This is a genomic window from Mucilaginibacter sp. PAMB04168, assembly GCF_039634365.2.
Lineage (GTDB): Bacteria > Bacteroidota > Bacteroidia > Sphingobacteriales > Sphingobacteriaceae > Mucilaginibacter.
In genome coordinates this window covers 4,103,430-4,115,472 of the sequence record NZ_CP155079.2, presented here as the reverse complement: position 1 = coordinate 4,115,472, position 12,043 = coordinate 4,103,430, and the positions used below count along the sequence as shown (strand labels likewise).

The following is a 12,043-nucleotide window of genomic DNA, read 5'->3' as shown; positions in this document are numbered from 1 at the left end:
TTGTAAGGCTTATTTAAGGGCCTTAACAAAGTCAACCACTGCGCCTACCAACTCGGTTTTGATGGGCAGGTTGGGCTGATTGTAGGTGGCTATGTTGGCTGGCGCAGCTAATGGTGCGTCTTTAAGTACATAATTCATCCCCGGAATGATAACCAATTTGGCATCCGACTTGGCTTTCTTTAGCTTTTCGGCATCGGCAACGCTCACCTGTACATCATTAGCGCCTTGTACAAGCAGCACCGGTACTTTTACTTTTTTGATTTCTTTCGTAGGATCAAATCTCATCCAGGTCATGAGGTAAGGTTGCACACTTACACGGGCAATGCTGTATAAAGCCGGATCAACCTGATCGTAGGTTTTCCCTTTGCGCAAACTATCGGTGATTGTCTTAAAGCCTTTAGTTATATAATCGGGTTGCGATTTTAGCTGCTCGGTAATAATCTTGTCGGCTGTCATGCTTTCGCCTTCAACCGAAATAAAGGCGCTTACCGGCTGGCCTGCCGTTGAAAGCATACCTACCAAAGAGCCTTCGCTGTGCCCAAGTATCACCACTTTCGAAAAACGCGGATCATCATGCAATTGAGTTATCAGCGCTACCGCATCGTCAACGTAATCATCAAAACGTAGTTGTGCTTCGCGGGTGGAGCTAATGGTTTCGCCAACCAAACGTTTATCATAACGTAGTGAAGCAATGCCGTTTTTTGCCAGTTCGATTGCCAGTAGCCGGTAACTATTAGTGGTTTGGTTTACTTTAGGTTTGTTGCCGTTGCGGTCGGTAGGGCCAGCGGCTGCTATAATCAAAACAACCGGCACTTTGCCAGTTACTTGTTTAGGCATAGCCAACGTTCCGTGAATAGTACCCGATAGGGTTTTTAGTTCTAAAGGTGTTTCTGCCGTATTAGGGTCGTTGGTATTAGTAGCAGTAGTAGCCTGTGTTTCTGGTTTCAGGTTGTCGAATAACAGCCCGCTAATCTGGTGGGCGGTGTTCATGCTAACTTTCATAGCCAGGCTCGATTTCTGGAAATCAGCTTTGTAAGTGGCTATGTTATCGCTCATGCTCATAAAGGTGGCCTTTTGTATACCACCTAACTGTGTTTGCAGCTGTCCCAGCATTTGCCGGTTCTTCTCTAACGGTAGTTCCTTTTTTACCTCAGGAGAAAACATCAGGAAAATACTATCTGCCTGGTTGCGGTTGTAGTATAGCATAAACTTATTTAATGCCGCACGGTAGTTGCCTGGTTCAGTTTGTGCCAGTGCGGGTAGTAAGCTTAAAAGGAGACTGCTGAGCAGAAGTAATTTTTTCATCATCAAAATATGCTATCAAAAATGCACCTTGTTACCCGGCATGACCAGTTAACGCGCTGCCTATTATAATGGCCAACACCAGGAGCGTTAAGCCTGTGTACAGCCAATCTTTCTCTAACGCAAAACCAATGGCCGAAAATATAATGCGGATCACCGGTGTAGCAATCAGCAATATAATACCAGCTTGTATAATAGCCCTGCCCCTTAGCGTTAATATGCCATGCCATATGCCTAACGGCGTATGTACAAAGTCGGGAACACCTTTAAACTGGCTGTATTGCAACACCTCGGTGCCGTGCCTGTACAAATATAAGCAGCCACCTGCAAAAACAACAAACATGGATATGATCACGCCCAGGCGCAGTATCCAGCCAATAATGTGCTGTATATCTATATCGGTTGTTAGTTTGGGGCTGGGCATAATGAATTAAATTTTGTGAGTTATACCGTTGTAAATCATTTGCGCGGCCAAAAAAGTTACTATAACAGCAAATACCCACCGTACCCATTGCGAGGATTGCGTATGCACCAGTATTTTGGAACCGGTTAATGCGCCCAGCAATACGCCAATTACTACCGGCATAGAAAGACCGGGATCAATATACCCGCGCTGTAAATACACTACGGCGCTGGCTGCGGCTGTAACGCCTATCATAAAATTACTGGTAGTGGTTGATACCTTGAAAGGGATGCGCATAATGCCATCCATCGCCACAACCTTTAATGCGCCCGACCCGATGCCCAGCAGGCCTGATATAATACCGGCAAACAGCATCATAAAAAAGCCGCCGCCTACGTTTACCACGCCGTACTCAACCAAGCCATCCTGGGTAGGGTAGTGGCTGTTTAGTTTCAACTTTTCGGCCAATTGGCTTTTGTGCTGGTTTATGTGTTCTTTTTTCTCTCTAAGCGACATCAGGGCCGAGAAGATCAAGATCAGTCCGAAAACTATAGCAATAACACTGGTTTGAATGTGCAGGGCAAGCATAGCGCCTACCATGGCCCCGATAGTAGTTGCAATTTCCAGGAACATGCCCAGCCGTATATTGGTGATGCCCTCCTTAACATAGGCCGCTGCCGAACCGGAGGATGTAGCGATAACCGATACCAATGATGCACCAATGGCGTAATGAATGTTAACGTTGAGTACCAGGGTAAGCAGGGGTATGATAACCACACCGCCACCCAAACCCGTTAACGAGCCGAGTAAGCCCGCCAGGTACGAGCCGGCTAAAATTATAAGAGTTACTACCAGAACCGTCATGCCGGCGGCTAAGGTAGCAAATTAGCCGCAAGGGGCAAGTAACAAGATGCAAGACAGACAGGCAGCCCCATTAAAATGCCTCGTTCAATCCCAAAAAGAAACCTCGGGCGCCAAACTTTCCAAAAGCATAATCTAAACAAAGATTAGTACGGGTAGCTTTGTTGAAAAGTACGCGCAGGCCACCGCCATAGCCGGGCTGCCATTTTTCAAAGAGCTGCGTACCGGCATCATCATTAGCGGTTTGCAGATGGTAAAAGGCTACGCCGCTCAGAAACTTGTTACGGGTTATAGGGAAGCGATATTCGGCTTCGGTATAAAAATACTGGGTGCCTTTAAAATAACCAATGGTATAACCACGGCCGCTCCGCAGGCTGGGATCTTTGCCGGTGCCAGGTAAATCGAGGTAAGGTAGTGCCCCGCTTAATACGTACGAGCTCCAGTTCCATAATGCAATCACATGCTCGGGATTCCGTTTCGATAAACTGATATATTTCCGCAAATCGTAGGTAAATTGTACGGCATTTTTGCTGCTGGCCATCCAGCGTTGGTTAATCCTGAAGCCGGCATCAGCATAAATGCCTTTATAAGCCCGGTTCTGATTGTCGCGGGTGGTATATTCTGCACTAAAAAGTAAGCCGTTGGAAGTGTAATTATTCAGGTCGAACCCGTTGCGGTCACTATAAATATTATAAGGTGTTAGGTTGGTAGTCGATATCCGGTCTTCTATACTTCGTCTGATATCGAACGATGCGCCTGCGCCCACAAACAGGTTGGGATAAACCTGCTTATACACCTTCTCGCGGATGTTGAAGTAAATGGAGTGTAGCACGTATCCTTTACGTGCAGGGTTGGCCAGCACTTGGTCGGCCGTGCTGCCTTCGGCACTTTGGCCAATACCCAATCCAAAATCGGGTGTAACGGTTTTGGCTACAACCAGGCTACCCTGCAGGTTCCACTTATTTTGTGGCGTAAACACATTGTGGTTAACGTAAAAATAAATGATGCCTTTAGTAGTAATAGATGCAGAGGTTGCCGCTACCGACATTAAGGTGCGCGGATCATTACCCAACTTACGGCCGGCTACCGCTTTGATACCAATTTGCGAACCAATGCTGGGGTTAGAAGCGATGTTTGGAATAATGGTAATGCCTGATTTCTTTTTCAACGAGTCGGGCTTTCTGCCCGGATGAAAGATGGTCGTGAAAAGGTCGCCTACGTCATATTGCTTGTAAAGCGTATCCACTACTTTGAGTTGGCCCAAACGTGCACGGCGCAATGAATCGGCCTTTAGCGAATCGACCGGTGTAAGCTGGGCATAACTGCAAAACGGCATTACTGCAAGCAGAAATGCAAATAAGAAGTTTAATTGTAGTTTAAACGTTATGTAAACGTAATTGCGCTGCCTCATCCGGATGAATTACTGTGTGTTATCTAAAACCTCACTTGTTTCTTGAAAAGACGAAGAAACCATAGAAATGTTTTAGACGGCAACAGTTCATAACGAGCTGATGACAATACTAACCGTTAACGTGCCTGCAGAAATATTTAACTAAGAGAGACTGGCGTTCTCTGCCCCCATATCGGTTATATTGGTGGCTGGTACTTCGCATGGGTAGCCAAACAAGCAGCGTTCTTTAATCATGGTGGCTACTTCGGCCGGTACATATTCTTCCCAGCCATCTGCTCCCTGTTTTATCAGTTCCAAAACTTTATCTGTCTGTACATGCAGGTTGGTTTCGTTATAATGCCTTATATCCTCAATCTTGTCATTGGCAATCAGGTAGCGGTATAAATCAATAAGGTGTGGCGGAAGTGTAAACTTAAGGCAGTTCCAGATCAGGCCATCGCGCAGGGTAGGGTAAACAAACAGTTTTACCTTACGGCTAAACAGCGTAGCAAACGATTCGAGGATACCGCCCGGCAAATTCTGATAATGCTCCTCCGAGAAGATATATTCCAGGTTGGGATAGCCTAAAACCACACCTACCTTTAATTTGGTAATTTTGGAAAGATAGGCCACCAGTTTATAATATTCATGAAAATTGGAGATTAGCACCGTTTGGCCTAACGAACATAAAATATCAACCCGGTCTAAAAAGTCTTTTTCATCAATATCTGCCGTTTCATCGGCATTACGTTCTTTCAGGGCTTGCAGCGTAAGCTCGGTAACTACTACAACCTTGCTTTCGTCCACATCGGGTTCTTGCATAAATTGCTTTACACCGGTGTTGAGCATATCTAAATGCACATTAATCAGCGGCCTGAACCTGCCGCGTATGACCACCATGTGCTTTTTATATAATACCTCTGATGGTTGCATGTTCTTGCCATCCGGACCAAACAGGGCAGCGTCACTAAAACCGTACTTAACCAAATGTAAGCTCATCAGGCGGTTGTCTACCTTGGCAAACCTTAGCCCTTCAAAGCGCACCATATCTATCTGAATGCGGTCTTTAGATAAGTCATCCATCAACGACATCAGGAAAACCGATGGTGTTTCATTATAATAAAAGCAGGCGTATATTAGGTTTACACCTAATATACCTACAGCTTGCTGCTGCAGGTTGGCATCGTTATCAATTAGCTTTACGTGTATAACTACTTCGTGGTACTCGCCATTGGGTTCTAACTGAAAGCGTACACCCATCCAACCGTGGCCCTCGTTGGTTTTATGGTAATTGAGGGTTGAGAAGGTGCCCGAAAAGGCAAAAAATGTTGAGGTGCTTCCGCGTTGTTCGGCTAGCCGTTCTATCATAAGCCCGTATTCGCGCTCCAGCATGGCTATGAGCCGCTGTTCGCTTACATAGCGTTTTACTTTTTGTACGCCGTAAATGGCGTCAGAAAATATCATGTCATAAGCCGACATGGTTTTAGCCACTGTGCCTGATGATGCGCCTGCCTTAAAAAAGTGGGCCGCAACATCTTGCCCTGCGCCAATTTCGGCAAAAGTGCCATAAATTGCAGGGTCCAGATTAATGGTTAGGGCTTTATGTTTGGTACCGATGTTTTTATTGTAGCTGGTGATCATAGACTAAAGTATAACCGATATAATTGATAACGGTTTTTTGCTGCGAGTAGCATAACCTGATAGAACAACGCAAAAATACACCTTTTTACTGAAAGGACGGAGCTTACGTTAAGATAAGCAATTATTGCCGGTAGATGATCGGTTTGCTTGTAAGGCGGAAGGCTATAAAGGTTTAAGCCTGGTTAAGCGGTTTTATGCACAGCTTTTGAAATCTTCATTCTTCAGTAGCCTCATCACTATTCATTTGCTCATGATAGCGAATGATTTTGTGCAGCACTTCTGTTGCGATGTTGAACTCATCTTCGCCAACCAGTAGCTTGTAATTAGCTACCAGGTTAGATAGCCTCAGGTTTGCGGCCTGTACAAATTGTAACCCTTCATCGGTTAAATTAATTTGGTAGCTTCTTTTATCGTTTGATAAGGGCTGCGTGCTAATCATACCCTTGTCTTCCAATTCTTTTACCGTGCGGCTCATGGCCTGCTTGGCCGTAAGCGATCGCTTAGCAATCTCGGTATTGGTACTGCCCTTGGTACTGATGTTGAATATAAGCGGCATATAGGAAAGCTTTAACTGCCCTTGCCCCGGCCTGATGCTTTGATGCGACCATATATCGAGGTGCTTTTTGGCAATATATACCAGCCGTGCCCAATTTTTATCATCGTTATGTTCCGGAAAATCTTTTTTGCTTTTGGATTCCATCATGCTTAATTAATAAAATAGTAAACATTGTTTACTATTTTGCGTTCGATAGGAAGGTTGCTATTTAAATTCAATAAGGCAACCTGCTACAATAAACAAAGATTACTTAAATAGTTATGGAAAAAATAATTCTGGTTGCAGGTGCTACCGGCAATCTGGGTGGCCGCATTGTAAAAGCCTTACTTAAACGCGGTGCACGTGTACGTGCAGTAGTACGTTCAACAACCGACCCGGTAAAAGTAAATGAGCTTAAGGAAATAGGAGTGGAGGTGATGGAAGCAGATTTGCTTAATAAGGCGGAAATTACGGAAGCATGTATGGGCGTCTCTTGCGTAATTTCGGCTGTGCAAGGTTTGCGCGATGTGCTGATTGATATGCAAGGGGTGTTGGTAGATGCAGCTGTAGCGGCAGGTGTGCCACGTTTTATTCCGTCAGATTTTGCATCAGACTTTACACAGCAGCCCATGGGCGAGAATCGCAATTTTGACCTGCGTAAAGAGTTTATGGAACGCATAAATCAAGCTCCCATAGCTGCAACTTCTGTTTTAAACGGTGCTTTTGCAGAAATACTGGGTTATGGTACGCCTGTGCTGGACGTACGTAAAAAGACCGCTGGCTATTGGGAGAATGCCGACTGGCTGATTGATTATACCACCATGGATAATACGGCCGATTTTACAGCAGCTGCGGCTTTAGACGATACTACGCCAAGAATACTACACATTGCCAGCTTTCAGCTTACACAAACCCAAATGGCTGCTGTTGCCAGCAAAGTAAAACAGGAAGAATTTAAGCTGGTAAATATGGGTACTTTGGAAAGCCTTGCCGCCTATAACAAAGCCGAAAGGGCGGCCCATCCCGAAGGCGAAAATGAAATTTATCCACGCTGGCAAAGCAGCCAGTATATTCAGAGCATGTTTACCATACAAGCCCGGCCGCTCGATAATGACCGCTATGTGGACGTTAACTGGACAAGCGCTGAAGAAGTAATTGCCGGGTTTTAAATACGGCTTGGTTATTTAAAAGAACCGGTGTTTACTACTTACGTGGTTACACCGGTTCTTTTTGTTAACGCTTATTTAGTATGCCAGGTAAATGCCAAAGTACCAGGTCCACGTTATAAACAGTACCTGCAGAGGTACGCGGAACCATAGATAACTTAAACCGTTGCCGGTGTAGTCTGCCCTTTCTAAATTAATATGCTCACGGGCTGCTTTGATATTGCCGGGCAGTATTAGTACAAAAAAAGCCACAAGCAGGATGGCCGTTATGTTGGTAGCAGCCGGTATGAGTAAGCCAATACCTGCTATAACTTCCAATACACCCGTACCGTAAACAATGGCTTTTTTGTTTGGTAGTGCCTTGGGCAGCATGAGCGCCATACCGCGCCAGAATACAAAGTGGGCAACTGAAGTAAAAGCCAGCATGGCGGCCATTGCTATACGTCCGCTTAGCAATAGGGCAACTTGCCCGCCACTAAACCAGGTAAGCAAACAACTTAAGCCAAACACACCTAAAAGTACAAAAAGCGGTTTCATAGCGTAAAGTTAGGCTGGACAATAATGGTGCTAATGCCTTTCCGGACGAATGGTAGGAAACAGTTGCTGAATAGTTTTGTACGCCGTAAATTGGTACAGCATGCCTGGGCAGCTGGGCTTGCTGATGACGCAATACGCGTATTCAACTACTCATTGGCAAGGTGTTTCAACAACATTTTTACGGACCTCCCCTAAAAGCCTAATGCATTATGTGCTAAAATTTAGTAGTGTTTACTCACTGGCGCAAATTTGTCACTAAACCTTTAGAATGTTGATAGGCAAAGTGTGTCGGAAGGGGCGCATGCCTGATGGAACACCCCATTTAACCTTTTTAAGCTATGCTTTAACAAGGCGTACTAAGGCGTGGTTACGGCAACCGGCAGTACCTTGCCATTAAAAAACTTATGACCGGTAATAGCAAAATCGGCAATGTACTTACCCATTTCAAAGGCCATCACCGGCGATTGATAATCCGGAAAAGCTTTTTCCAGCATCTCGGTTTGAGCCGAACCCAAAGCCAGGCAGTTTACGCTGATCTGCTGATCGCGCAATTCGAGCGCCAGGCACTCGGTAAGTGTGTGTAGCGCCGCTTTACTGGCAGAGTAAGCCGATAATCCGCCAAACTTAATACTACCGGGAAAGCCACCCATGCTGCCAATGTTTACAATATGGCTGCCCTGAGCCATTTGCGGCAGCAGGTTTTGTATCATGCGCACATGCCCCAAGTAATTGCTTTGCAGCATTTCAACAAAGTCAGTCTCGTCGGTTTGGTTAAATGGTTTGTTAATTAAAGCGCCGGCGTTATTAATAAGTACATCAATCTTACCTTCAAAGCGGCTGTTCACAAACTGCTGCAAGCCGTCGTAGTCATCATGTACAATATCAAACGCAACAGGAAACAAAGTGCACTCCGGGTTTAAACCTTTCGCAATTTCCAGTAAACGGGTAAGCTTATCCTGTGAGCGGGCCAATGCAATTATTTGATGGTTGTTGGTTAGCGCAAGTTCAATTACTGCCTCAAAACCCACGCCGCTGCTGGCACCTGTAATAACAATGTTCATAAACGTTTTTGCTAAAATGCTTTTTAGAAAAGCCTTATCAATCAACAGTAAATTATTGTACTGGTTTTTGGGCCAGTTCCTCGTCCTCGTCCACAACCGGCGGTACGCCTTCTTCCAGCTTATCCTCCCGGAAAACATAGTACACACCTACTAACGATACAATTGCCGATATAACATAGAACGACAGGCTTACAAACACAGCAAGATTGGCATTCATATCAAATATGGTAGACAGCCAAGTGAAGATATACTCTCGCGCACCCAAACCACCCAATGTAAATGGAAATACCGCAGCCAATGATGACATTAGAAAGCTGAGCAAATAAGGAGCAAACTTACCATCAAAATGCAAGCCCAGCAGTACCATTAAAACCGTAAGTACCTGCAGCGATTGTACGCCTACTGCTTTAATGTGTGCCTCAAAGAAATAATGGGTATATTCCTTAAAAAAGCGCCGCGCCACAAAGTAGTAAACAGCTGTGCCCGCTAAAAAAATAGTGAGTGGAATAGCAATATGAATTTCAACCTGCGGTACGAATAGAATTAGTGCTACCGTAATTAACCCAATAGCCCAAAAGCCGCTTAAACGGTCAAACAATATAGCCCAAAATACTTTTTTAGCAGGTAAGTTGTACCGTTGGTTAAGCAGGTAAATTTTATAGCCGTCGCCACCAATGCCGCCTGGCAGGCACAGGTTATAAAACATACCTAATAAATAAAGCCGCAAGTTGAAGGCAGTGCCCAACCTGAGATGAATGGATTTAAAAAAGCTTAACAGCCTGGATGCCGATACAATGGTAGAGGTAAAAAAGCATAACAGCGCGGCCAGCATCCACCAGGGATTAGATTGTAAGATCAAATTTTTGACCTTGCCAATTTCAATTTTGCTAAAAACGTAGTAAAGTAAAGCCGATGTAACTGCAAGCTTAAGCAGCAGTTTGGTGATGCTCCATAAAGTATCTTTCCAGGTTTTCGGCTTCGTGACAGTTTCTTTATCAGTCATTTCAACGGCAAAACTATGAAAAATCGCTGAAAAGTGAATACTGGCGGCTTAAGTAGCAATCAGTTTACAAAGTGTATCCCTTAAAAAAACATCTTTTTGTAATAACTATGAATGCCAGTTAACTATTCATTGTTTACAACCAATTATTCAGTTCACAATCTGTATTTTTGCGCAAATTTTTTATAGCCCATGAGCAAAGTAAAAGTAGGTTTGGTACAGATGAGCTGTACAGCTGATAAGCAGCAAAATTTACAGAAAGCTATTGAAAAAGTACGCGAGGCAGCCCAACAGGGTGCCCAAATTGTGTGCTTGCAGGAGCTTTTTACTTCGTTGTATTTTTGCGATGAGGAGAATTACGACAATTTTGAGTTAGCTGAGGCAATACCCGGCCCGTCAACAGATGAGCTGTCTAAAGTGGCGGCTGAGCTGGGGGTAGTTATCATTGCGTCGCTGTTTGAGAAACGTACGCAAGGGTTGTATCACAACACCACAGCTATATTGGACGCTGATGGCGCCTACCTCGGTAAATATCGTAAAATGCATATTCCGGATGATCCGGGCTTTTATGAGAAATTTTATTTTACGCCAGGCGATTTAGGTTATAAAGTATTTCAAACCAAGTTTGCAAAAATAGGCGTGCTTATTTGCTGGGATCAATGGTATCCTGAAGCAGCCCGCATTACCGCTTTAATGGGCGCCGAAATCTTATTTTATCCAACGGCTATTGGCTGGGCATCAACCCAGGATGTAGACACTAACACCGAGCAATACGATGCCTGGCAAACTATACAGCGTTCGCACGCGGTGGCCAATGGCGTGCATGTGGTAAGTGTGAATAGGGTAGGCGAGGAAGTTGGCCTCAAATTCTGGGGTGGATCTTTTGTATCTAATCCATTTGGTAAGGTTATTTTCCAGGGGGATCACCGGGAAGAGCAGGTAACCACTGTTGAGCTTGATTTAGCTAAAACAGATTACTACCGCACCCACTGGCCTTTCCTACGCGACAGACGCATAGACACCTATCAGCCCATTACCAAACGCCTGTTAGACGATGAGTAATTTTGATAGCTCGCCTGCTAAGCAAGGCTTTGCTTTTCCGGCCGAATGGGCGAAGCATACGGCTACCTGGCTGAGCTGGCCGCATAAGGAAGCCTCATGGCCCGGAAAGATTGAAACTATATTTGCCCGCTACAGTGAGTTCATAAAAGAAGTTACTGCTGGCGAGTTAGTACGCATTAACGTGGCCGACCGGCAAATGGAAGAATTTGCAAAACGTCACCTCTTAGAAAATGGTGTTGACTTAAGCCAAATTGAGTTCTATAACTTTCCTACGAATGATGCCTGGTGCAGAGACCATGGTCCGGCGTTTTTGATAAATCGCGATACTAAACAAAAAGTGGTGGTTGACTGGGGCTATAACGCCTGGGGGGGTAAATATCCGCCGTATGATTTGGATGATGTGATTCCGACCCGTATAGCCGAACATTTTAGCCTGCCGGTTTACCATCCGGGTATTGTGATGGAAGGTGGCTCGGTTGATTTTAATGGTGCAGGTGCAGTACTTACCACCACCGCCTGTTTATTGAACCAAAACCGGAATCCACATTTAAATCAGCAACAGATAGAAGAATACCTGCAAAACTACTATGGTGTGGAGCAGGTACTTTGGCTTGGTGATGGTATTATTGGGGACGATACGGATGGCCATATTGATGACATAACCCGTTTTGTAAACGAGGATACCGTTGTTACTGTTGTTGAGGAAAACAAGAGCGATGAAAATTATCACCTTCTTCAAGAAAACCTGCAAGCGTTAAGGCGTATGCGCCTGCTAAATGGCAAACAGCTAAACGTAGTTGAATTGCCTATGCCTACGCCGGTTATTCATGAAGACCAATTGCTACCGGCCTCATACGCTAACTTTTATATTAGCAATGCAGCCGTGGTTGTGCCAACCTACCGCTGCGCCAGCGATGACAAAGCATTAGATATTATAACACAATGTTTCCCCGATCGTAAAGTGGTAGGAATTGATTCTACCGATATTATTTGGGGTTTAGGTAGTTTACACTGTCTCAGTCAGCAAGAACCGGAGATATAATAAAACAAAAAAGCCCTGCTCACCTGAGCCGGGCTTTTTTGTT

12 protein-coding genes are annotated in these 12,043 nt (G+C 44.8%); 3 read left to right on the top strand and 9 right to left on the bottom strand.

Annotated features, from left to right (window positions below):
- Positions 1-9 precede the first annotated feature (9 nt).
- From ABDD94_RS17440 to ABDD94_RS17415, 6 genes are all read right to left on the bottom strand, one after another.
- The gene (locus ABDD94_RS17440) at positions 10-1,308 is read right to left on the bottom strand and encodes an alpha/beta fold hydrolase (RefSeq protein ID WP_352432875.1); all 1,299 of its coding nucleotides are present in this window, start codon (positions 1,306-1,308) and stop codon (positions 10-12) included.
- 28 nt (positions 1,309-1,336) lie between these two features.
- Positions 1,337-1,726, bottom strand: a complete 390-nt coding sequence (locus tag ABDD94_RS17435) for a DUF1634 domain-containing protein (protein ID WP_345953319.1) — start codon at positions 1,724-1,726, stop codon at positions 1,337-1,339.
- Between the two features lie 6 nt (positions 1,727-1,732).
- Complete coding sequence (locus ABDD94_RS17430) at positions 1,733-2,569, bottom strand: sulfite exporter TauE/SafE family protein (RefSeq protein ID WP_345953318.1); 837 nt, start codon at positions 2,567-2,569, stop codon at positions 1,733-1,735.
- A gap of 70 nt (positions 2,570-2,639) precedes the next feature.
- Positions 2,640-3,902: a BamA/TamA family outer membrane protein gene (locus ABDD94_RS17425; RefSeq protein WP_345953317.1), complete on the bottom strand. Its 1,263-nt coding sequence runs from the start codon at positions 3,900-3,902 to the stop codon at positions 2,640-2,642.
- A gap of 216 nt (positions 3,903-4,118) precedes the next feature.
- Positions 4,119-5,597: a TonB-dependent receptor gene (locus ABDD94_RS17420; protein ID WP_345953316.1), complete on the bottom strand. Its 1,479-nt coding sequence runs from the start codon at positions 5,595-5,597 to the stop codon at positions 4,119-4,121.
- Positions 5,598-5,811: 214 nt separating this feature from the next.
- Positions 5,812-6,300: a MarR family transcriptional regulator gene (locus tag ABDD94_RS17415; protein ID WP_345953315.1), complete on the bottom strand. Its 489-nt coding sequence runs from the start codon at positions 6,298-6,300 to the stop codon at positions 5,812-5,814.
- Positions 6,301-6,413: 113 nt separating this feature from the next.
- Between ABDD94_RS17415 and ABDD94_RS17410 the strand changes: the two genes are divergently transcribed.
- Entirely contained in the window at positions 6,414-7,301 is an 888-nt protein-coding gene (locus ABDD94_RS17410; protein WP_345953314.1) for an NmrA family NAD(P)-binding protein, read from the top strand.
- A 75-nt stretch (positions 7,302-7,376) separates the two neighbouring features.
- Here ABDD94_RS17410 and ABDD94_RS17405 read toward each other — a convergent pair whose 3' ends face one another.
- From ABDD94_RS17405 to ABDD94_RS17395, 3 genes are all read right to left on the bottom strand, one after another.
- The gene (locus tag ABDD94_RS17405; RefSeq protein ID WP_345953313.1) at positions 7,377-7,835 is read right to left on the bottom strand and encodes a hypothetical protein; all 459 of its coding nucleotides are present in this window, start codon (positions 7,833-7,835) and stop codon (positions 7,377-7,379) included.
- 356 nt (positions 7,836-8,191) lie between these two features.
- Complete coding sequence (locus ABDD94_RS17400) at positions 8,192-8,896, bottom strand: SDR family oxidoreductase (RefSeq protein ID WP_345953312.1); 705 nt, start codon at positions 8,894-8,896, stop codon at positions 8,192-8,194.
- Positions 8,897-8,948: 52 nt separating this feature from the next.
- Positions 8,949-9,899 carry a lysylphosphatidylglycerol synthase transmembrane domain-containing protein gene (locus ABDD94_RS17395; RefSeq protein ID WP_345950825.1) on the bottom strand — a complete coding sequence of 317 codons (951 nt, stop codon included), beginning with the start codon at positions 9,897-9,899 and terminating at the stop codon, positions 8,949-8,951.
- Positions 9,900-10,088: 189 nt separating this feature from the next.
- Here ABDD94_RS17395 and ABDD94_RS17390 point away from each other — a divergent pair, with 189 nt between their 5' ends.
- Together ABDD94_RS17390 and ABDD94_RS17385 are read left to right on the top strand one after the other, a co-directional pair.
- Positions 10,089-10,958, top strand: a complete 870-nt coding sequence (locus tag ABDD94_RS17390; RefSeq protein ID WP_345953311.1) for a carbon-nitrogen hydrolase — start codon at positions 10,089-10,091, stop codon at positions 10,956-10,958.
- Positions 10,951-12,000 (top strand): agmatine deiminase family protein, encoded by a 1,050-nt coding sequence (locus tag ABDD94_RS17385; protein ID WP_345953310.1) that lies wholly within the window; start codon positions 10,951-10,953, stop codon positions 11,998-12,000. Before ABDD94_RS17390 ends, ABDD94_RS17385 begins: the two co-directional genes overlap by 8 nt.
- Positions 12,001-12,043: the final 43 nt, after the last annotated feature.

Bases quoted from the DNA above. Each gene is read 5' to 3' on its own strand.
- ABDD94_RS17420 (WP_345953316.1), bottom strand. From the start codon at position 5,597: ATGATCACCAGCTACAATAAAAACATCGGTACCAAACATAAAGCCCTA.
- ABDD94_RS17400 (WP_345953312.1), bottom strand. From the start codon at position 8,896: ATGAACATTGTTATTACAGGTGCCAGCAGCGGCGTGGGTTTTGAGGCA.
- ABDD94_RS17390 (WP_345953311.1), top strand. From the start codon at position 10,089: ATGAGCAAAGTAAAAGTAGGTTTGGTACAGATGAGCTGTACAGCTGAT.
- ABDD94_RS17440 (WP_352432875.1), bottom strand. From the start codon at position 1,308: ATGATGAAAAAATTACTTCTGCTCAGCAGTCTCCTTTTAAGCTTACTA.
- ABDD94_RS17435 (WP_345953319.1), bottom strand. From the start codon at position 1,726: ATGCCCAGCCCCAAACTAACAACCGATATAGATATACAGCACATTATT.
- ABDD94_RS17410 (WP_345953314.1), top strand. From the start codon at position 6,414: ATGGAAAAAATAATTCTGGTTGCAGGTGCTACCGGCAATCTGGGTGGC.
- ABDD94_RS17395 (WP_345950825.1), bottom strand. From the start codon at position 9,899: ATGACTGATAAAGAAACTGTCACGAAGCCGAAAACCTGGAAAGATACT.
- ABDD94_RS17430 (WP_345953318.1), bottom strand. From the start codon at position 2,569: ATGACGGTTCTGGTAGTAACTCTTATAATTTTAGCCGGCTCGTACCTG.
- ABDD94_RS17415 (WP_345953315.1), bottom strand. From the start codon at position 6,300: ATGATGGAATCCAAAAGCAAAAAAGATTTTCCGGAACATAACGATGAT.
- ABDD94_RS17385 (WP_345953310.1), top strand. From the start codon at position 10,951: ATGAGTAATTTTGATAGCTCGCCTGCTAAGCAAGGCTTTGCTTTTCCG.
- ABDD94_RS17405 (WP_345953313.1), bottom strand. From the start codon at position 7,835: ATGAAACCGCTTTTTGTACTTTTAGGTGTGTTTGGCTTAAGTTGTTTG.
- ABDD94_RS17425 (WP_345953317.1), bottom strand. From the start codon at position 3,902: ATGCCGTTTTGCAGTTATGCCCAGCTTACACCGGTCGATTCGCTAAAG.